Annotated in this window: 22 protein-coding genes; 20 read left to right on the forward strand and 2 right to left on the reverse strand. The window is 46.8% G+C overall.

All coding sequences use genetic code 11. The features are described 5' to 3' along the window. Positions 1-15 precede the first annotated feature (15 nt). The 13 genes from GBK04_RS26465 to GBK04_RS26525 are packed head-to-tail and all read left to right on the forward strand — an operon-like array spanning position 16 to position 13,900. Positions 16-1,095, forward strand: coding sequence for a GumC domain-containing protein (locus GBK04_RS26465; protein ID WP_152764976.1), 1,080 nt, complete (start codon positions 16-18; stop codon positions 1,093-1,095). Between the two features lie 9 nt (positions 1,096-1,104). Further along, positions 1,105-1,938: an ABC transporter permease gene (locus tag GBK04_RS26470; RefSeq protein WP_152764978.1), complete on the forward strand. Its 834-nt coding sequence runs from the start codon at positions 1,105-1,107 to the stop codon at positions 1,936-1,938. 17 nt (positions 1,939-1,955) lie between these two features. Further along, positions 1,956-3,221, forward strand: a complete 1,266-nt coding sequence (locus GBK04_RS26475; RefSeq protein WP_152764980.1) for an ABC transporter ATP-binding protein — start codon at positions 1,956-1,958, stop codon at positions 3,219-3,221. After that, positions 3,214-4,290, forward strand: a complete 1,077-nt coding sequence (locus GBK04_RS26480; RefSeq protein WP_152764982.1) for a DegT/DnrJ/EryC1/StrS family aminotransferase — start codon at positions 3,214-3,216, stop codon at positions 4,288-4,290. Before GBK04_RS26475 ends, GBK04_RS26480 begins: the two co-directional genes overlap by 8 nt. A gap of 10 nt (positions 4,291-4,300) precedes the next feature. Next, a complete protein-coding gene (locus GBK04_RS26485; RefSeq protein ID WP_152764985.1) occupies positions 4,301-6,331 on the forward strand; it encodes an ArnT family glycosyltransferase in 2,031 nt (676 codons plus the stop codon). A gap of 13 nt (positions 6,332-6,344) precedes the next feature. Next, positions 6,345-7,043, forward strand: a complete 699-nt coding sequence (locus GBK04_RS26490; protein ID WP_152764986.1) for a WbqC family protein — start codon at positions 6,345-6,347, stop codon at positions 7,041-7,043. A gap of 2 nt (positions 7,044-7,045) precedes the next feature. Then, positions 7,046-7,705 carry an acetyltransferase gene (locus GBK04_RS26495; protein ID WP_152764988.1) on the forward strand — a complete coding sequence of 220 codons (660 nt, stop codon included), beginning with the start codon at positions 7,046-7,048 and terminating at the stop codon, positions 7,703-7,705. A 44-nt stretch (positions 7,706-7,749) separates the two neighbouring features. Continuing rightward, entirely contained in the window at positions 7,750-8,976 is a 1,227-nt protein-coding gene (locus tag GBK04_RS26500) for a glycosyltransferase family 4 protein (RefSeq protein WP_152764989.1), read from the forward strand. Further along, entirely contained in the window at positions 8,973-9,956 is a 984-nt protein-coding gene (locus GBK04_RS26505) for a glycosyltransferase family protein (protein WP_152764990.1), read from the forward strand. The genes GBK04_RS26500 and GBK04_RS26505 overlap by 4 nt, the downstream gene beginning before the upstream one ends. Continuing rightward, positions 9,956-10,705 carry a DUF5672 family protein gene (locus GBK04_RS26510; protein ID WP_152764991.1) on the forward strand — a complete coding sequence of 250 codons (750 nt, stop codon included), beginning with the start codon at positions 9,956-9,958 and terminating at the stop codon, positions 10,703-10,705. Before GBK04_RS26505 ends, GBK04_RS26510 begins: the two co-directional genes overlap by 1 nt. Positions 10,706-10,708: 3 nt before the next feature. Further along, entirely contained in the window at positions 10,709-11,680 is a 972-nt protein-coding gene (locus GBK04_RS26515) for a hypothetical protein (RefSeq protein ID WP_152764992.1), read from the forward strand. A gap of 10 nt (positions 11,681-11,690) precedes the next feature. Further along, positions 11,691-12,578 carry a glycosyltransferase family 2 protein gene (locus GBK04_RS26520; RefSeq protein WP_152764993.1) on the forward strand — a complete coding sequence of 296 codons (888 nt, stop codon included), beginning with the start codon at positions 11,691-11,693 and terminating at the stop codon, positions 12,576-12,578. Then, positions 12,575-13,900, forward strand: coding sequence for a hypothetical protein (locus tag GBK04_RS26525; RefSeq protein WP_152764994.1), 1,326 nt, complete (start codon positions 12,575-12,577; stop codon positions 13,898-13,900). The genes GBK04_RS26520 and GBK04_RS26525 overlap by 4 nt, the downstream gene beginning before the upstream one ends. A gap of 20 nt (positions 13,901-13,920) precedes the next feature. Here the strand turns inward: GBK04_RS26525 and GBK04_RS26530 are convergent, their stop codons facing one another. Both GBK04_RS26530 and GBK04_RS26535 read right to left on the reverse strand, forming a co-directional pair. Continuing rightward, entirely contained in the window at positions 13,921-14,619 is a 699-nt protein-coding gene (locus GBK04_RS26530; protein WP_152764995.1) for a hypothetical protein, read from the reverse strand. 32 nt (positions 14,620-14,651) lie between these two features. Beyond that, positions 14,652-15,617: a hypothetical protein gene (locus tag GBK04_RS26535; RefSeq protein ID WP_373331379.1), complete on the reverse strand. Its 966-nt coding sequence runs from the start codon at positions 15,615-15,617 to the stop codon at positions 14,652-14,654. Between the two features lie 85 nt (positions 15,618-15,702). Here GBK04_RS26535 and GBK04_RS26540 point away from each other — a divergent pair, with 85 nt between their 5' ends. The 7 genes from GBK04_RS26540 to GBK04_RS26565 all read left to right on the forward strand — a co-directional run bounded on the left by GBK04_RS26540 (position 15,703) and on the right by GBK04_RS26565 (position 21,220). Then, complete coding sequence (locus GBK04_RS26540; RefSeq protein WP_152764998.1) at positions 15,703-16,662, forward strand: hypothetical protein; 960 nt, start codon at positions 15,703-15,705, stop codon at positions 16,660-16,662. Continuing rightward, a complete protein-coding gene (locus tag GBK04_RS26545) occupies positions 16,662-17,810 on the forward strand; it encodes a glycosyltransferase family 4 protein (protein WP_152764999.1) in 1,149 nt (382 codons plus the stop codon). Before GBK04_RS26540 ends, GBK04_RS26545 begins: the two co-directional genes overlap by 1 nt. Before the next feature lie 12 nt (positions 17,811-17,822). Beyond that, on the forward strand, positions 17,823-17,987 hold the full coding sequence (locus GBK04_RS31205) for a hypothetical protein (RefSeq protein WP_373331380.1): 165 nt from the start codon (positions 17,823-17,825) through the stop codon (positions 17,985-17,987). Positions 17,988-18,067: 80 nt separating this feature from the next. After that, complete coding sequence (locus GBK04_RS26550) at positions 18,068-18,970, forward strand: glycosyltransferase (protein ID WP_373331489.1); 903 nt, start codon at positions 18,068-18,070, stop codon at positions 18,968-18,970. Positions 18,971-19,028: 58 nt separating this feature from the next. Beyond that, the gene (locus tag GBK04_RS26555; RefSeq protein ID WP_152765001.1) at positions 19,029-19,955 is read left to right on the forward strand and encodes a glycosyltransferase family 2 protein; all 927 of its coding nucleotides are present in this window, start codon (positions 19,029-19,031) and stop codon (positions 19,953-19,955) included. Beyond that, positions 19,912-20,484, forward strand: coding sequence for a WcaF family extracellular polysaccharide biosynthesis acetyltransferase (locus GBK04_RS26560; protein ID WP_152765004.1), 573 nt, complete (start codon positions 19,912-19,914; stop codon positions 20,482-20,484). Before GBK04_RS26555 ends, GBK04_RS26560 begins: the two co-directional genes overlap by 44 nt. Next, positions 20,474-21,220 carry a glycosyltransferase family 2 protein gene (locus tag GBK04_RS26565; RefSeq protein WP_373331381.1) on the forward strand — a complete coding sequence of 249 codons (747 nt, stop codon included), beginning with the start codon at positions 20,474-20,476 and terminating at the stop codon, positions 21,218-21,220. The genes GBK04_RS26560 and GBK04_RS26565 overlap by 11 nt, the downstream gene beginning before the upstream one ends. Positions 21,221-21,353 lie beyond the last annotated feature (133 nt).

The following is a 21,353-nucleotide window of genomic DNA, read 5'->3' on the forward strand; positions in this document are numbered from 1 at the left end:
TAATCCATCTCCATTATGGCACAGATAGTAAATGAAAACCTGCCCGAAGATCAGATTTCACCTAAGGTGGTGATACTAAAAATGGCGTCCGCCAAAGACGCCATTTTTAGAAACTGGAAGCTAATTGTACTCTTCTCCCTCATCGGCTATGGGATAGGTTATGCACTTGACATATATCTAAAGAAGCCCGATCAATTCCAGGCTACCATTCTGTTCAATTTGGGTGCTGGTGGTAGCTCCTCCCCACAGGGATTTGGCGATGTTGCTGGTTTATTGGGTCTTAACAGTACCCCTGATGCTAACATTTTTACAGGTGAGAACTTTTTCCATTTCGTTGAATCCCGACCAGTTGTGCAAAGGGCCTTGATGAAAGAAGTCGAGGTCAATAATAAAAAAATGCTTCTTGCCAATTTTTATATTGATTCAAGTGGAATACTGGAACGCGAATGGGAAAACGTACCCAAATATCAGAAATTCCATTTTACCAAAAAAGACCCAGAAAAATTCACCCCTCAGGAGCAAATGGCCCTGAACGATGTGGTGGATGGCATGAGGATAGCAACGGATGTGTACCAACCTGATCGCAAATCTTCTTTTATTATGATTCAGGTAGGTATGGAAGACCCCTTGTTGGCCGAGCTTTGGGCTAATACCCTACTGGAAACTGTGGAAGAAGTATACACCGAAAACCTGACCTCCAAAACCCGTAAAACCCTCACTCTGCTTAAGAACCGGGCTGATTCGCTTTCGAGAATACTGGGAGGGACTGAAAATCGGTTGGCACGTCAGGTGGACTACAGTTCCATTATTACCGATCCCATGGGAAAAGTCCAGGTCAATAAGCTCCAAAGAAGTTCCGAGTTTGTTCAACAGCTTTATGTTGAGGCCATGCGAAACGTCGAAGCTATGAAGGTTTCTCTCGTGCGCGAGGCACCCCTTTTTACGATAATCGAACCCGTGAAAAAGCCCATTGACCGCAAAGCCGACGATGCAAAAAGAGCGCAAATTGGTTTGTTAATTGGCCTGGCGCTTGCTTTTGTATTTGTATATTTTAAGGGTGTTTATTCTACGATCATGGAGGATACCCGCGTATAAATATTTTCAATGGCACACAGGATTACAATCAAAGCGGGAGGATCAGAAAAAGATTACTGGCGCGATCTGTGGATGAATCGGCAGTTGCTGTGGATTTTATCCAAACGCGACATTTCGGTCCGCTACAAACAAACGTTGCTTGGAATAGCGTGGAGCGTAATACGTCCCATGATGACGATGATCATTATGGCTGTCGTATTTAGCTTGATCGCTAAACTACCGCCTGATCCCGGCATCAAGTACCCCCACATGATTTTGGGTGCGCTCACCATCTGGACTTTTTTTGCCGGTTCTTTTACGCAGATCAGCAACAGTATTGTTCTGAATTCCAATTTGGTATCGAAGGTCTATTTTCCTAGACTTCTTATGCCTCTCAGTGCGGTATCGGTAGGATTTATTGACTTTCTGATCTCCCTGGTTCTCTTTATGGGGCTCAGTGTATACTATGGTCAGCCACCGAGTATCAATATCGTGTTTCTGCCCTTATTCGTAATCCTTACTTTTCTTTGTTCCTTGGGATTTGGACTATTTTTTGCGGTAGTCAATGTACGTTTTCGGGATATAGGTCAGCTTATTCCGTTCATCGTTCAAATCGGCATGTACATCTGTCCGATTGCCTACAGTACCCGACTTGTGCTGCAGGATCACCCTACATTATATAAATATTACATTATGAACCCCGTAGTTGGCATTATCGACGGCTTCAAATGGTGTCTATTGGGTGATAATTCCTACTTTGATCCCCAAAGTCTTTATTCTACATTAATTGTTTCATCAATAGCTTTGTTCCTGTCTGTTCTGTACTTTCGTAAGAAGGAAAATACATTCGTAGATCATATCTGATAGCAGAGTACCTGCCCATGCATGTAATATCAGCCGAAAATATAAGTAAGAAATATATAATCAATCACCAGGGCATTCGGAAATCGTCCACACTGCGCGATGTGGTATCCGACACCATGGACGGTTTGTTTTCCCGGAAAAAGAAAGAAAAATTCCCTCAGGAAAAAGAAAAGGAGGAATTCTGGGCCTTAAAAGATGTGAGCTTTACCATCGACCAGGGCGATCGCATTGGCATTGTGGGCCATAACGGGGCTGGCAAATCCACCCTTCTTAAAATCCTGAGCCGTATTACCGATCCTACTACCGGCCAGGTAAGCATCAACGGCCGGGTGGCTAGCCTGCTAGAGGTAGGTACCGGTTTTCATCCTGAGTTGACTGGTCGAGAGAATATTTTTCTGAATGGAGCAATTCTGGGTATGGATAAAGGTGAAATCAAGAAATCATTCGATGCCATCGTGGATTTCGCCGGAGTGGAGAAATTCCTTGATACACCCGTGAAGCGCTATTCTTCAGGGATGTATGTACGCCTGGGTTTTGCCATCGCCGCTCACCTCGAGCCTGAAATCATGATCATCGATGAGGTTTTGGCCGTAGGTGACGCTGAGTTCCAGAAGAAGTGCCTGGGCAAGATGCGTGACGTATCGGAAAGCGGACGTACCTTGCTTTTTGTCAGTCATAACCTCACGGCGATTCAGGCACTTTGCAACAAATCATTTTATTTCGAAAAGGGACGTTTGATCGATCAGGGTGAAACTTCCCACATTGTAACTACCTACCTGAGTCGCGTTTCTCAGAAACAATTGGAACGTTCGTGGGAAAATCCCAACTCAGCCCCAGGAAATGATGAGATCCGTGTCAAAAGTTTCCGACTTGTCCCCGAATATCTAAATAACCTGACTCACATCGACGTCAGGACCCCTATGCAGGTGCAGTTTGAATTCTGGAATATGGTGGAGGATGCCCAACTCAACCTGAGTCTTCACTTGTATTCATATACGGGCGAGTGCATTTTTAATGTAGGTACCCCCTCGCAACCCTACGGAAAGGGTATTATGGTTGGAACACTCGAAATTCCAGGTCATTTCCTCAATGATGGTTCATACATGATTTCCATCATGGTGGTTAAGGATACAAGTAGCGTCATATACAATATGGAGGAGGCCCTTTCTTTCGATATTGAGGACTACCGCGAGAACGTCACATGGTATGGCAAGTGGCCGGGTTATATCCGCCCCCAGTTAAATTTCACCTTGTGCCAAACCGAATCCGTAGTGAATGATTAACGTAACAAAAGCATTTCTTCCTGACCGGGAAGAATATATCCGCTATATCCACCAAATATGGGATAATGTCCAGCTTACCAACAACGGCCCACTTCTACAGACACTAGAAGAACAGTTAAAAGCCTACTTGGGAGTGGATCAGCTGTACTTCTGTGGCAATGGTACCATTGTTCTACAGATTGCCCTTAAGGCACTGGAAATCAAAAAGGAAGTTATCACAACGCCTTTTTCCTATTGCGCCACTACCAATTCTATTTTGTGGGAGAACTGTACTCCTGTGTTTGTGGACATTGATCCCGATACCTTCAATATCAATCCTGATCTAATCGAGGCAGCCATTACTCCGGATACGGAAGCCATCATGGCCACTCACGTATACGGGAATCCCTGCGCGGTGGAAGAAATCGAAAAGATTGCTCGTCAATATTCACTCCGGGTTATATATGATAGCGCCCATGGTTTTGGTGTAACGCTCAACGGTCGATCCCTTCTCTCTTACGGTGATTTAAGTACCTGTAGTTTTCATGCTACTAAGGTTTTTCATACCATAGAGGGTGGTGCGATAATATCCAATCATCCAGAACTGCACGAAAAGTTGCAGCTGTTGCGGGCATTTGGCCATCGGGGTGATGAAGAGTACAAGTTTGCCGGCATTAACGGCAAAAACTCGGAATTCCATGCTGCTATGGGGCTATGTAATTTACCACAGGTACCCGCCATTATTGCGGCCCGGAAAGAGGTATTCGACGTCTATGATGCAATACTGGACTGGGAACGCCTGCGGAAGCCCTATATCAACCCCACCATTGAATACAACTACGCCTACTACCCCGTAGTATTTGAGTCGGAAGCTACCATGCGCCGGGTTCAGGCGGCTTTACTGCAAAATGAAATTGCTCCCCGCCGTTATTTTTATCCTTCCCTTAACACCCTACCTTTTATGCCTCGCACTTATTCCTGCCCGGTTTCAGAAGATATTGCTCTGCGCGTGTTGAGTCTGCCCCTTTATGTAGGCCTCGAATCCAAAGAAATAGAACGTATCAGCCAAATCATTAATAAAAACCTATGACCTTTACGTCATGGAGCTAATGTTTGGATTCTTCTTTTTTGCATTCATTGCGGCGGTGGGCCTGGTCGCGAAGGTCATTAGCCAGCCCTCTCTGGTCGAGTGGATTCTGTGTACGTTCGTCCTTTTTGTCGGTAGCGTCATACCCACGGGCTTTATTCTTTCAGCACTGGATTTGACCGCCAGCGCACTGGCCTGGATAGTGGGTACTTTCCTGATACTCGGGGCTCATTTCTTGATATGGCGCCGTTTGGTTCCTTCTGCTTCCCCCTTCTCAGTGCGGAAGTTACTCCAAAACAGAGCAGGTACCTTTCGTGAATGGTTTCTGGAACTTTCCCCTTATCTCAAAGTTCTTTTCAGCTTGATGATGGGTACCCTGCTGATCATCGGTATCACCAATCTGCTGTTGGTACTATTCACGGTACCCAATGAATGGGATAGCATGACGGGACATCTGAACCGGGCCATACGATACATTCAGCGAGGTACTATGGAGCATTTCGGGGGTACCAACTGGAATATGGACACCTACCCCAAGAGTGTTACGGCCATCCAGATTTACAGCTACCTGATTTTCGGGAAAACCGAGAATGCTTTCAAACTTATTCATCATAGCGCCTACTGGATCACTCTGGTTGCCGTTTTTGGAATTTCGCAACGGATCGGCCGCAATTTGTCGGCAAGTTTTTTCTGCGCCCTGGCCTTTAGCCTGTTTCTGGATTTCCTAATGCAGGCCATCACCACCGAAACAGACATCGTTCTGACTGCCTATTTGAGTTGTCTGCTCTATTTCCTGTATACTTACCATGCCACCCGGCTCAATAAATACCTATATCTTTCGGGGCTTGTCTTTGGCATTGTACTTGGTCATAAGGTGACTTTCGTCCTGCTTTTGCCTTCGGTTTTCGTCATCATGCTGTACACAGTTTTCATTGCTTCCTCTTTCCGAATCACTCTGGAACGGATGCTTCGACTGGGTATCGCTATCATCCTGGCGATTCTGATTTACACCCTACCCACCGGTTATGTGAAAAATATTCAGGTCTTCGGGCATCCCATTGGTCCTCCGACAGCGTTACGACATCAGTCGGTCGAAAGGGCGGGTGGGTTAAGGAATCTGGCCGAACAGGGTAGCCGCAATCTGGTCCGGTATAGCTACGATTTTTTTAATCTGGATGGCCTGAGAAACGCCCAATGGGGCTATGATTTGAATCAATGGATTCGTAAGCCCCTCGTGTTCATGGAAGATAAGCTTCACATGAGGCTTGACGAAGAAACCGATTTCTCCATAGTACCTTTTACTTTTCAGGGGCGCTTTGAATCATACAATGCCAATCCGTATTGGGGTATTTTCGGATTTGCGATGGTATTACCGCTGGTTCTCCTTACCCTGTTGCGCATTTTCCGATCCCGTCCGCATTGGTTTCTTGCGGCAGCCATTAGCCTCCATTTTATTGCAATCGCTTATTCGGCTCCGTATGATACTTTCAAGGGCCGGTATTTTATCGAAACGGGTCTACTGGGCTCCCTGTTCTTACTCATGCTGTTTTCCAACCACCGGCTATCTATTCTCAAACCCCGCCGCTGGGTCTGGAAAATGTATGTGGGAATGGTCGTGCTGCTGGGTTGTGTATCAGCCATCATGTCGGTTTATCTGAACATCCGTGCCCTACCCTTGCCGGCCTACGGATACGAATCGGCCTTCACCGCCGATCGGATTAAATTTCAAACTTTTGCCCGCCCTGACACTTACCCAGCCTACCAACGGTTCGATTCTATCGTACCCCAAGACGCTACAGTGGCACTAGGGACCATCAATGACGATTTCGAGTACCCCCTGTATGGGAAGAACCTTAGCCGGCGGCTTATTTCCATAAATCCGTTCGAGAAGGGGTTGCAACCTATACCTCCCGAGGCCGATTATCTATTTTTTGATCGCAGCGTACTGAATCCCCAGCCCGGCGACCTGCGCCTTGGTACCGATACTACCATGCAAGGCCTTATGGTAAAAGGGGAAGATTACTACCTGCGAAAACTAAAATAACCTTCTTCACGAGATGACTGTTGCGATCATGCAGCCTTATTTTCTACCCTACATCGGCTATTTTCAATTGCTGAATACGGTGGACAAATTCGTATTGTACGACGATGTGAATTTTATCAATCGGGGTTGGGTGAACCGTAATAGTATTTTGCTTGGTGGAAAACCACATTTGTTCACTGTACCCCTGGACAACGCCAGTCAGAATAAACTAATCCATGAAGTAAAGATGACGGGCGAGGCCTCCTGGCGGAAAAAGCTTATCAAAACCGTACAGCAGGCCTACCAGAAAGCGCCCTACTTCCCGACCGTTTTCCCCATCTTTGAAGAAATACTACATCTTGAAGCCACGGATATTGCTGACCTGGTTTATCGGTCGTTGCTAATTCTGAAGGGGTACATGGGCATCGAAACCGAACTCGTGAGATCGTCTCGCATCTATGAAAACTCGTCGCTTAAAGGACAGGCGCGCATTCTGGACATTTGTAATAAAGAGGGTGCAACCCAGTATATCAATCCCATTGGAGGACAGGAGTTATACGGTCGAGCGCATTTTGAAGCACAGGGGATCCAACTGAATTTTATTAAAAGCAATCCTCACCCCTACCCGCAATTTAAAAATGCTTTCGTACCTTGGCTGTCCATCCTGGACGTGTTGATGTTCAATGACATGACCAACACTCAGGAGCTTTTACTTGACTTTGAACTCGTTTGATTATGGCAAAAGTGGTACTTTTTGGAGTTTTAGATACGGCAGAATTAGCTCATTTTTATCTGGAACATGATTCGGAGCATGAGGTCGTGGCTTTTACCGTAAACCGGGAATATCTGAAAGAAGAGTCGTTCCGCGGTTTACCCCTGGTGGCCTTCGAAGATGTGGAAACTCTGTTTCCTCCCCAGGAATATGCTTTTTTTGCCCCACTGACGGCTCGTAATATGAACCGAAACCGTGAGAAAGTGTATCAGGAAGCCAAAGCCAAAGGGTATTCATTCATTTCATATATCAGTTCAAAAGCCACGCTCTTGAATCGGGGATTGATCGGGGAGAACTGTTTCATTTTGGAAGACAATACTATTCAGCCCTTCACCACCATCGGCAACAATGTCGTACTCTGGAGTGGCAACCACATCGGTCACCACGGACAGATTCACGATCATGTTTTCTTTACCTCCCACGTGGTACTGTCAGGCCACTGCCAGGTAGAGTCGTATTCGTTTTTCGGTGTCAACGCCACCATCCGCGATTACACCCGCATCGCCCAGGGTACCCTGGTGGGAATGGCTTCGGCGATTACCAAAGAAACCGAGGAATGGGGTATCTACATCGGAAACCCGGCCAAGAAGGTTCCAGGCAAGAAAAGTTTTGAAGCTTATTGAACATACCTACCTTTGTCGGGAGGTTTCTTAGCAAAAAACGATTGATGCACTCTAAGCGGGTTTTATTTATTTCCCACGACGCCAACCGGGCGGGCAGCCAGCTGTTGCTACTCCAACTCATCAAGCTGTTAAAGGCTCAGGGCATTTCCTCCCATTTGCTGCTCTGCGATGGGGGCGATCTGGTGGAGGACTTCAAAGCGGTTACCTCCTGTACCCTCCTCGAATCCCCTCCATCATCTCCGTTGCTGAGTAAAATCAAAAAAGGGGTTGAGAAGATACCTTTTCTTCGCCTTCCCTCGGCTGGCACCAATGCAAAGGTACACCTCCGTCTTGAAACCGAATTGTCGCAGCTGAATATTGGGCTGGTATTTGTCAATTCAGTGGCCAATGCCGCTTTTTACCAGCAGAACCTCGTTTTCCTGCATGCGCTTCCGGTAGTCCTTTTTGCCCACGAACTCGAAATGTCCGTGGCTACCTACACGGCACCCGAGTCCCTTCGGTTCCTGCTCCAAAAGTGCGATCACCTGATTGCCGTCTCGAAGGCCGTGGCTGATTTCTACATACGTGACTATGGGTATCCTACGTCCCGCGTGAGTACATTTACGTTAATCAATTCAGGGGAAATACTGAATAACCTTGCTTCCCTGGATCCACACTACACTCACCCTGCCCTTCCTACCGAGGCCGATGCTATTATAATCGGGGGCTGCGGGAATGCCGAATGGCGCAAAGGAAACGATATTTTTAATCTCATTGCCCGCCAGGTGATCGAAACCATGCCGACGCGTCCCATCTACTTTGTGTGGGTAGGTGCCGGTCCTATGCATGCCTTCTACGAACAAATAAAGTTCGACATCGAACGTTTCGGCCTTTCCCGGCAAATCATTCTAATCCCCCCTACGCCGGAAGCGTTGAATATTATGAATCGGTTCGACCTTTTTTTATTGAGTTCGCGGGAAGACCCCTACCCGTTGGTTGTTCTGGAAGCAGCTCTACTTCAGAAACCGATCATCTGTTTTGAGAAAGCGGGTGGTGCGCCTGAACTGGTCGAGCAGGATGCCGGTGAGGTCGTGGGGTATCTTGATGTTGCTGCCGCCTCCCAAGCTATCATTACCCTGATCAATGATCCGGTGTTACGTAAAAAAAAGGGCAAAGCTGCTCACCACAAGGTACTTGAGCGTCATAACACCGAACAAAGTATTCAAAAAATCCTGACGATTATCCATGATCTCATGCCTGTTCCGGTTTCCGAAAACGTACCTCTGGCATGACCATCGCTTTCACAATCTGTTCCATCAATTACCTGGCGCAAGCCCGTACTTTGGGCGAGTCTCTGCGCAGGACTAATCCAGATATCACCTATTTCGTGGGGTTGGTGGATCGGTTGGAAAATATAACGTTTGCACCTGGTTACGAGCCCGATTGCACGCTGGTAGAAGTTCATACCATCGGCATCGAGGCTTTCGATGATTTGTGCGAGCGATACAATATCACCGAACTCAACACCGCGGTCAAGCCTTTCTATTTTCAGTATTTTTATGAAACATATCCCGGGGCGGACAAAATCTTGTACCTGGATCCCGACATCATCGTTTTCCAGCCTCTGACCGCTCTGCTTGCTACCCTCGATACCCACGAGGCGGTTCTGACTCCCCACCTTACCGTACCCATTGCCGATACGAAAAAACCCAGTGAGCTGGATCATCTCAACACGGGCTTGTATAACCTGGGTTTCTGTGGGTTCCGAAGAAGCGAATCTACCCGGAAGTTCCTGGCCTGGTGGGCCGAAAAACTACGCTACGAATGCCTCATAGCCCTGTGTGACGGTTTGTTCGTGGATCAGAACTGGATGAATTTCCTACCTCTTTTTGTGGAAAATACTTGTATTGAAAGCAATCCTGGCTACAATGCGGCTTATTGGAATCTACATGAACGCACGTTCACAAAGCAGAAGGGTACCTTCATGGTAAATGAGGGGTATCCGCTCCAGTTTTTCCATTTCAGTGGTTATGATCCCGCCCGACCGGACGTAGTTTCCAAGTACCAGAACCGTTATGACTTCCACCAACGACCCGACTTGACCGAGCTTTTCGAACTGTACCGTGAACGGCTAATGGCCCACGGCAATTCCTACTACCGAAATTTTACCTGCGTGTACATCAAGCCCGAAAAAATTTATAAGTATAGCCGAATCCGTAAAGGACTGACAACCCCCCTCCGTACTTTGATGCGGCTCATCGATTCCCACTAATGACCGAATTAGTCACCGTCCTTGTCCCGCTTTTCGGATTGCCCCTTACTCCTCTCGAAACCTATTCGCTTCAAACATGTCAGAGGCACTTGGGTGACTTTCCGATTACCTTTCTAAAAAGTGATTCCCTCACACTGTCGGATGAAGTCCGGTCCATTTGTCCCACGGCCGATTCTGTTTCTTTCGACCCGAGGTACCTTGCCAACCGCACCGGGTACACGAAGCTGTTGCTTGGCGAAAATTTGTACGAACAGTTTAGCTGGAGCAGGTACCTTTTGATTCTGGAATTGAACACTGTGGTTACCAAAAATGAACTGGCCTACTGGTGTCGCCAGGGATATGATTTAATTCAGGCGTTCCCTACATTCGATGAGAAGGTTTCTCCGGTTCGGTCGATGGTACGGCGATTTAGCCCTACGGCTCATCTTGCTCCACAATCCTACGAAAGGCAAACTTTTGAACGGAGCGCGGGGATATCTTTACGGCGGGTAAAATCATTTCAGAAGCTGGTGAGGCGAAAAAAACGTTCTATGAATCGTTTTCTGACGGATTACCCGGATCCGCAGAATGATTCGTTATTTTGGGAATATTTTGTCAATCGGTGGCGCCCTGAACTCATAACGCCCAATGCGCTGGCCCGCCGTCATTTTGCCCAAAATCAGGCCTCATTCAATAGGGTACCTGCGCCAAATCTAATACCTTTCAGTATCACTGACTTCGATGATTTCCCCCTTTGGGATCGTTACTAAACCATGAAAATTGTCTTTACCGTTTGCAATCGACACCAACTCCGCCAAGCCCTGACTCTGGGCGAATCGTTACTTCTTCATAATCCCGACTATTTATTTGTAATCGGCTGGATGGATGAAGCTCCGTTAGTTAATTTACCTGAATGGGTGCGCGTGATTCGATTCCATGAGCTAGAGGTACCTGATGCGAAAGCCATGTGTCTTCGGTACTACGATTTTGAATTAAACGCTGCCTGCAAACCTTTTTTTGCCCGGAAAATACTCGAGATTTATCCCCGTTGTACCCGATTGATGTACCTGGCTCCCTCGATCTGGGTGCTGGATTCGCTGGAATCGGTTCTTAATTCAAAGTACTTCCTGCAAATCACGCCACACCGTCTGCATCCAATAGTCCCCGGCAGCCACCTGGATGACAAGGCTATTTTGAACATCGGAATGTACCATGCCGGAAGCTGGGTTCTACATCCAGATGGTCAGGAAAATAAATTGCTGGATTGGTGGTGCGAACGTACAATGGATCGTGCCTATTTCAACCTGTGCGAGGGCATGTGCATGGATCAGTTATGGATGAATTACCTACCCCTGCTGTACAGTAACGTGCAGGCGGTGCGTCGCCCTAGTTGGCATTTTGGCCTTCATGCCCAAGTTGATCAAAACCTTGAGCAGGATAAGGAAGGTACCTTTTGGGTAAAGCAGCATTCGCTGATCTCCATAGATTTTGCAGGGATCGAAGTCTACCATCCTATCTGGACTGATCATGCAAACCTGATTTCTAGGAAGGCGCCTTGGCAAGAAATCTGCCGTCTCTACCAAGAAAGGGTCATTGCGCAAAAGGTACATTCATTCGAATCGGGAAGCAATCCGTACGGACGGGCATCGATCATCAAACCTTTTCGGAAGCAAAGGAAACAAGTGATTGGCCTGCTGGAAACCCTGGTAAACCGAATTGAAACGTACGATCTTACCCATAATTGAGCTATTGCCCATGAAATCACTGGAAACGTACGCCTCCGAACTACAGTCCTTCTTACAGAAACCTGCTGGTTTGGTTAAGCAGGACAGTACCTACCCGAAACTATCGATAATAACACCTTCTTTTAATCAGGGAAAATACCTTGAACGGACCATCCTTAGTGTACTGAACCAGCAGTACCCCAATCTGGAGTATATCATCATCGACGGCGGTTCGACGGATGAAAGTCTGGACGTAATCAAGAAATATGAAAAATACCTGGCCTATTGGGTGAGTGAACCCGATAAAGGCCAGGTAGATGCCCTGAATAAGGGTTTTATTAAAGCCACTGGCGACTGGATCGGGTTTCAGAATTCTGATGATGTATATTTCCCCGGTACATTTGATCGTTTTGGCATTGAGGCACGTCGGAGCGCGAACGTAGATTTGTTATATGGAGACCTATTTATGATAACCCCCGACGACCGGGTCACGGAACTACTTAAGACCTTACCCTATAGCCTGACTTGCCAACTGATTGAAGGGATGCAGATTCATAACCAGTCTTTGTTTTTCAAAAAAAGCCTGCTTGATCAGTATGGCTCATTTGACCCAGAGTATCGATTTGCCTTTGATTATGAATTCATAACCCGCTTTACTACCCAATCGGGCGTGCGGGCTAAACGAATAAACGGATTGGCCGGTGCCCTACGGATTCATGACGAAGCCAAATCTTCAACCATCGCGCAGATAGGTCGACAGGAACACGAGCAAATACAAATCGCCTTCGGAAAATACAATACTTCCTTTTTGCCTGAGAAAATGCAGTACCTTTACTGCCGACTACGAAAATTGGCGTATTTGTTCGGTCAAAACGATTGGAATTACATCGCCCACAGAAAGAGTTTACGAAAGACATGAGTACCAAATCCCTAATTAGGCTATTCCACTTCCTGCGTTACTCGGCGGGTATCGCTATGATGTTTAATGGATTTCCTCTGGTATTTTTTATCCGGGATACCCTGCACATCGGACCTGCCTCTAATGTATTTACCGCCTATTTTTTCGGATTGGCGCTGATTCTCATGTTCCCAACGCATCTTTTTACCCGCCTCTACAAACCTAATTTCACGCTACTTAAGTACGCGGTGCTTTTCCTGGCAATTGCACTTTACCATTTCTTTGTTTTCAACAACTCGGGCTTCGACTGGTTCGTTGAAATCGGGAATTTCGCGTTTACTTTTGCTTTCCTCTTTTTACTCATTCATGTACCCAATGAAGTAAAAGACACGCTGGTACCTATCCTATTTCTGTTTGCTTTTTTCTCCAACCTCACGCTGATTTACTCCCTGCTTACCGATCCGAACTGGAAAATAGGGATGCGGGCGGCGGTGACGTTTGAGAATGCCGGGGCTCAGGAAGGAGGAAATCCTCATATTGCCGCCCGGAATGGCCTGGTCTGTATGCTGACCGGTGCTGTTTTAGCTTGGCGGTATAACCATCTACTAATCAAGCTTTTCCTGATTGTATCCATCATTTTTAGTCTTGCCGTAATAATCCTGGCTCAGGTAAAATCGAGCCTGCTGGCCATCGGGCTAATGGTCTGCTTTTTTCTATTTTTCAATGCCCGATTTTCCAATATAGCAAAAATCGGTCGGAGTATTTTCCGGGTAAGGAATATTGTTATTCTGGCGCTCCTGATCGTGGGACTTAATGTTTTTCTAAGCCGATATAGTGATCTTTACAGTCTACTGTACGGTTATTGGTTCGGTTTTCAAACCAAGCTCATGGATGTGATTTTCACGGCTTCCGGCGTAAAGGTTTCCAGTACTGCTGTTGTGGATGCCTCAGCCATGGGACGAGTAACAAGCATCACATACTTTATGAATTCCTTTGGTAATCCGGCTCTGCTTATCATTGGGGCCGGCTATAAGAACGTTTTTATGGATGTTCCCATTCTTGAGTCAATCATTAACCACGGCATTTTTGGCTTTATTTTCTTCTTCGGCTTCAACTACCACCTATTCATGTGCACTGTCAGGGAACTACGCAAACCTACCAATCCGCTGACCCTATTCCTTGCCTACTTCTTCGTTTACTTTCTGGTTCTGCTCATTTCAAATGGCCGTCCTTATGACGTATCCTTCTGGTTTCCTTATGCCGTGATGATCCGCTTTCTGGGCATCAAATACCTGGATGCTGAAAAAGAAGTTAGGCCTGAACCCATGGCCCAACTGGCTTAAAGGTACCCCCTCAGTTCGATTTATTTTTCGGATTTGTAGCAATAAATGGGCTCGTGCAGATTATTTGCAAAGGTCTTGATGGGTTGCCGATCATCCAGGCGAATTTCGGTAACCAGGTAGTCGTACAATCCGGCTCGGAAGTCGGCTAAAGCATCCTCCGTTTTTACGCTGTGGCTTGCAAGCACTACATCGTCCAGATACACATCATAGTTGAATTTCTTTGTGGCCGTTCGGTCATTATATTTGATCAATAACTGGTATTGAATTTCGTTGAGGCGCTCATCTTCGAATGCAAACGACCGGGTCACCAGCGGTACCCCATCCGCGGTGGTAGGACCGCTCTTGTTTCCCAACAGAAAATTGAGCTTTCGAATCATAAGCTTCGGGTCCTGATTAATAGCCAAAGCCTTTTCTAGATTCTCTTTCGTCTTGGGAAGGTAGAATTGCAAAGCAGGGTGCACCAACAGGCGAGAATTTGCCGGAAGAGTTTGGATCCAATAGTAAGCGGACTCGATCGTGGAGGGCGTATGGCTACGTCTCTGGAATTGTACGTACTCATACAAATTGGAAATTATCACCACAAAGGACAATCCCGCTACCACCCAGTCACGACGGTTACCTGCCTTTTCGGCCAGAAATGCTACGCCCAGGCCTACTGTAAAAAGTGTAATAATACCGGCAGGTAAAACGTGGGTGTCATAAATCTTAGCCGATCGCAAGACCAGGAAAAGAAAAAAGATCCAGTTGCCGATCAGGATATAATAAAACCCTGACCTCTGCCTAAGCAATACCCATCCCCCAGAACACTCAGAAAAAGGACCAGATAATTAACCGGATTTTGAAGGTACAGACCAATAAACTCATAATTGAACAGTGTGGCCATGGGTTTGTCGTTCATCTTGGCCATGATTCCCCCAATAAACGATTTAAGAACCACGAGCGGGTCTGTAAGTATGAATGGGCAACATACGACGAAGACCGCCAGTGTGAGCAGAATAAATCGAAAGATCATCCTCCAGTGGTTTCTCTCGGACCGATAGAATACCCCTCCAAGCAACATGGGTACCACAAATACAAAAAGAAGCCGCTCGGCCAGCACTATCCCGAAGAGCACCGCAAGCCAATAAATCTGCTGGTTGCTCAGTCGATCGGTAAAAAGCAACCTGGCCAAAATATAAAAAAACAGGCTGCCCGACAGGGCCTCTGGCCGAAGTACGGGTGCATTGAACCAAACAACGTAGGAAGTTATGATAATAAAAGTCAGGGCAGGCCTACTTAACTCGGTTAGTAAAGTGTGGTTCTGTCGGTAAAGAAATCGTATCAGTATCACGAGTACGATGCCTACTTCCAGCAGTTGTACGGTACGGCCGACCACCAGGAAGCTTTCACGGTTTGTAAAATATTGGTACGCTTGCAAATCAAACTGTTCGAAGACATCCAATAATCCGTGGATTTGACCGCGGTTCGTCACGATGCTTCCAGCTACCGCCAGTCCAAACATCAAAAAGAAAGTTAACAGGCTGGGAGTAGCAGGCCAGTCGAGGCAGCGGGGTGTATTTCCGTACCACAGGAAAATGCCCGAATCGGCAATAAAATTTTCATCGACAGTGAAGTAGCCAAAAAAGGGGGGAGTTAAAATACTGACGTAAAAGGTATAAACCCAAATCAGTGTGAGTACCAAAAAGGCGCTGTTGGGCGACGATTTGGCACTTTTCAAAACAGTCATTTTGGGAAAAGTGAAGTCTTAATGGAAAGTAATTTTAAATTTGCAGACCTTTGACCTACAAATTTAGGAAAGATTCATGCTGAAAACCTTTTTGAAGATTTTTATTTTCCTTGTTTTGATACTCGGGGCAGCGGAAGTCTTTCTGCGCTACAAATACGGTTTTCTTAACGCTCCCCTCTATATTTCTGATCCGGACTTCGAGTATATCTACGCCCCCAACCAGGAGGTGTATCGCTTTGGGAACCGAATCCAGACCAACGAATTCTCGATGCGCAACGATCCCATCCTACCTACGGATACGACCGTTATTTTGCTGGTAGGCGACTCCGTAGTCTTGGGCGGCAGCCTTACCGACAATGACAGTCTGGCCTCTACGTTGCTGGAAAAACGCCTGTTCCGAACCCTAAACCGCCGGGTACGGGTTTTGAATATTGCGGCAGGTTCCTGGGGCCCCGACAATGTGGCGGCTTACCTGAAAAAGTTCGGCCTCTTTAACGCTGATCTGATCTGTCTTGTGGCCAGTAGCCACGATGTCCACGATATCATGACCCATGCCGACGTAGTAGGTAAAGACCTCAACCTTCCCGATAAGCAGTACGACTGGGCGCTGCAAGAACTTTGGGTCAAGTACATCTACCCTATCTTTCTTAGAGAACACCTTGAAAGCCATGCATCGTTTGCTCCCCGCGCCGCGCCCGCCCAGGGACCAACCACCATCCATAAGAACGGAGTAGGCTTCAATCCGGGCTTCGGAGAGTTGGCTACGATGGCCAAGCAGGCAGGGATTCCTTTTTTCATTCTCCTGCATCCCGAAATTTCGGAGGTAGAGTTTGGAAACTACGATGGCGAGGGTAGGCAAATCATTCAGTTTGCGCAACGCGATAGTATCAGGCTGATTAAGGAATTGGATTTGGGAATTTCGACTGCCTACTATCGTAAGCACGATACGATCCATTACAATTCGGAAGGCCAGCTATTCCTGACCAATAAGCTGTATCCCATTTTCCTCGAATATCTAACCTCACGACAGCCCTAATGAGGATTTTGGTGATTCATAACCAATTGTGGGCACATTACAAATCGATCCTTTTTGAGGAAATCCACCGTGAGCTTCGTTCGAAGTACCCGGATAGCGAATTCCTGGTGGCCCAAATCGCCCTTTATGAGTCTACCCGGGCAAGCATGGTGGCTCAGGGGTCAGAACCTGATTTTGCCTATCCCTATCGGGTACTTTTCGAAAGAAGCCTGGATACCGTTACCCTTTCGGAACGGATCCAGGGACTTTTCCGGGTGTTCCATTCGTTTCGACCCGATGTGCTGAATATTACCGGGTATTACGATTGGGCACAGGTACTGCTCTTGTTTTATGCAAAAACAAGGGGGCTCAAAGTCGTGATCTCCAGCGAATCTTCCATGGCCGACCGGACACGCTCTACAGCCAAGGAATTCTTAAAGAAAATGATTTTTAAATGTACCGACGCATTCTTTTGTTTTGGGCAGTCAACCGTATCTTATTTGCGGGCGCTTGGGGTACCTGAGAGCAAAATAGCAGTGCGCCGTGGCGCGGTAGTGGACAATGATCGGGTTCAGGCGCGCTTTGAAAATGCAAACCAACGTTCAAAAAAAACCGAGTCAGGGAATCGAAATTTTATCTACGTAGGCCGCCTGGCGCCCGAAAAAAATGTAAAAATGCTTTTGGAGGCCTACCAGGATTGCATCCAGTCGGACAAAAGTCCGAATTGGGGACTGATTGTGGTTGGTGACGGTCCCCTACTCGAAGTGTTTCGCGAATACGCCGTTCGAAACGGACTATCCCAGGTACAGTTCACAGGGGGGATACCCTGGGCTGAGGTACCTGATTACCTGGCCCAAGCCAGCGTATTGGTATTGCCCAGTCTTTCCGAACCCTGGGGGCTCGTGGTAAACGAAGCACTGGTTTGTGGTATGCCCGTAATCGTTTCCGAGAAGTGCGGGTGCGCGGAGGATTTGGTTAGTCCCAATCAAAATGGATTTGTCTTTGATCCCACGGATAAGGTAGGTTTGGTCAGGGCTTTGCAATATTATCGGGACAATCCCGGAGCGATCGAGCGGCATGGTACCTCTTCTAAAAAAATAATCGCACCCTTCTCTCCCGGAAATGTAGCCCGTGAAATGGTGCAGCAATACCGGGTTTTGGTTCAATAAGTTGATGACACAATGCGAATCCTGAATATATGTGCGTACACCTGGGCGATCGGCGGCCCGGCCCGGATTATCTACGATCATACGACCGAAGCCCTCAAGCGTGGGCATAGCGTTACTATCCTGAGCCCGATGACGCCCGGAGAAAAAATGTATGAGGTACCCCGGGTGCCATTCTGATTCCCTGCCGCCGCACTACCCCCATCAGTTATATATACCGTGAGTTTTCGCTTGATCTGTACTCCTACCTGAAAAAGCATATTCAGGAGTATGACATTATCCATATTCACGGCATCTGGCATTTTGGAAGCCTTGCTCCTTTTATGATTGCCAACCAGGTACCCAAGGTGATCACCATCCACGGCTTACTGGACCGATGGGCCATCCGGCACCACCAATGGAAAAAGCAAATTGTCAGCTTCCTGTACCAGAAAAAAGTATTAGCCAAGGCCGACTTGGTGCAGGTGAATAATCTGGATGAGCAGGAGGACGTTGCCCGATACCTGGGATTTGAGCCTAAAAATCTGGTCATAATTCCCAATGGCATGCGGATGGAAGAATTTGCTCACCTCCCGAAGAAAGGTTTTTTTCGTAAGGAGCACGGTATTACGGAAGAAATCAACATGGTGCTTTTTATGGGGCGCCTGAATATCAAAAAAGGGCTTGACCTGCTCCTGCCTGCTTTTGCAGAATACTACTCACAATATCCTGACGCCGTACTTGTGTTGGCGGGGCCAGACGATGGCTACCAGGAAGAAACAGAGGCTTTCATTGAGGCACACGAATTGAAGTCCCGTATTCTTTTGGTAGGTCTGCTCACGGATGAAGTAAAAAAATCCGCCCTGGCTGATGCGGATCTTTTCGTACTTCCTTCCTACTCGGAAGGATTTTCAATCGCGGTGCTTGAGGCGATGGCCGCGGGGGTACCTACGTTGGTCTCTAGCCGGGTTGGTTTTGGTGATTATATTGAAAGGTACGCGGCCGCATATCTGGCTGGGTTGAACACGAAAGATGTGCTTGCCGGGCTGGTTTCGATGTTGCAGGATGAAATCTTGCGTAAGCGCACTAAACAAAACGCCTTTCGCATGTTGAAGGAAAATTTCGAAATTCACGAAGTTGCCCGGCAAATGCTTGAGGCTTACGGTTCGGTACTAAAAACCTAAGGACGTAAAGCCTGTGACCATTTTGCTTACTTTTGCGGACCTACGCTGCCTTTGTAACATGACTGACTTATCTGTTATCATACTTACCCACAATGAAGCCCTGCACATCGAGCGATGCCTGCGCAGTGTCAAAATGGTTACAGATAAGATATTTATCATAGACTCCTATTCTACCGACAATACCGTAGCGCTGGCCCGTGGATTGGGAGCCGAAGTAGTGCAAAACCCCTGGGTGTCCTATGCCTTTCAGCTCAATTATGGAATTTCGCATAATCCCTTCTCCACGGCCTGGGTTATGCGCCTGGATGCTGACGAATATATTACCCCTGAGCTGGCCACTGAAATAAACGAAGTTCTGCCGGGTATGGCTACCGGGATAGCGGGGCTGTACCTCAAACGCCGGGTATTTTTTTTAAATAAGTGGATCAAGAATGGCGGATACTACCCCATCTGGTTATTACGGCTTTGGCGGCACGGACAGGGCTTCTGCGAGGAACTTTGGATGGACGAACACATTAAGGTAAAAGGAGGTACTATCAGTCGGCTAACCTACGATATAGTGGATCATAATCTAAATAATCTGACCTGGTGGACCCAAAAGCATAATAATTACGCAATTCGGGAAGTCATTGACTTGCTGAATATTACCTACAACTTCGATGATAAAGAAACCGTTACGCCCTCGTTCTGGGGTACCCAGGAGCAGCGTACCCGCTATTTAAAGATCAGATATGCCAGCCTGCCCCTTTTCACCAGACCCTTTATATATTTCATTTATCGCTATTTTATAAAACTGGGATTTCTTGACGGTACCAAAGGTTTGATATGGCACACCTTACAGGGCTTTTGGTACCGTTTCCTGGTGGATGCGAAACTGTACGAATTGTACCAAACAGTGGGTACTGACAAAAAAGACATTATGGATCATTTCCTGAAAACGTATGGAAAAAACCTCGGGTCCCCAAACCGACCTGTCAGCGTATGACAATTCCTGGTATAAGCCTGGTGGGTTGGTCAGGCGGTATGCCTGGTTCTTATTGGGCCGTCTTTTCATTCATACCTACCTACCTCTACCCGTGGGATTTAAGCGAATGCTATTACGGGCTTTTGGGGCAAAAATAGGTAAGAATGTTATGATTAAACCTAAGGTCAATATTAAGTACCCCTGGTTTTTAAGCATTGGCGAAAACACCTGGATCGGAGAAAACGTGTGGATTGATAATCTTGCTCAGGTTAACATCGGCCCTAACTGTTGTCTATCGCAGGGAGCACTACTCCTTACCGGCAATCATAACTACAAAAGTACCCGCTTTGACCTGAGTGTCTCTCCCATTATTTTGGAAGCCGGAGTTTGGATTGGTGCTAGGGCTATTGTTGGCCCGGGTGTAATTTGCCAATCTCATGCCGTACTTGCGGTCAATTCAGTGGCTTCAAAAAATCTTGATGCGTATACAATTTATGGGGGGAATCCTGCCCAATGGATCAGAAACCGGGAATTCGACTGTGAAAATTAGTATAATTACGGTTGTTTATAACGGAGAAAGGACCATTCGTGATACAATAGAATCGGTGTTGGCCCAGACCCATCCGGACGTGGAGTATATTATAATCGACGGAAATTCGAAGGATTCCACACTTGAAATTATCAAGAATTATGGAGAAAGAATTCATACCGTATTATCAGAACCTGATAAGGGCATTTATGATGCGATGAATAAAGGCATTAAAATTGCTACAGGAGAAGTGGTTGGATTATTGAACGCCGATGACGTCTATGCTTCGTCCGATGTACTGGCCGAGGTAGCTCGCAGAATTGTCGAAAACCACGCAGATGCCGTGTATGGTGATCTTTTGTATGTAGCGGCCAATGACCCTGAAAAAGTCACGCGAACCTGGAAAGCAGGTGCTTACGCCCCGGGCGATTTTTTGTGGGGTTGGATGCCACCCCATCCAACATTTTTTTTAAAAAGGAATTGCTACCAGAAATATGGAGATTTTCGCCTTGACATGGGTTCTGCGGCGGACTATGAATTGATGCTTCGCATGATTCATAAAAATGAAGTAAAACTGAGTTATATCCAAAAAACACTTGTGCGAATGCGGGTAGGAGGAGCCAGCAATTCAACCTTCAAAAACAGGCTGATTGCCAATAGGAATGACCAGAAAGCCTGGAAAGTTAATGGACTAAAACCCTATGTAATTACGGTACTGTTAAAGCCTATTCGCAAAATTTTACAATTTTTTCCTTAACTTGCCTCCCAAATAACCACACAATTCCAACCATTTACTAAGTTTTACGATCCGTTAACGTAATGAGTGAAGGTTCTTCCAAATAAAAATTTCATATTTGAGTACAGAACCCTTTATGAGTGAGTTGATTGAA

The sequence above is a fragment of the Salmonirosea aquatica genome, from assembly GCF_009296315.1.
Taxonomy (GTDB): Bacteria; Bacteroidota; Bacteroidia; order Cytophagales; family Spirosomataceae; genus Salmonirosea; species Salmonirosea aquatica.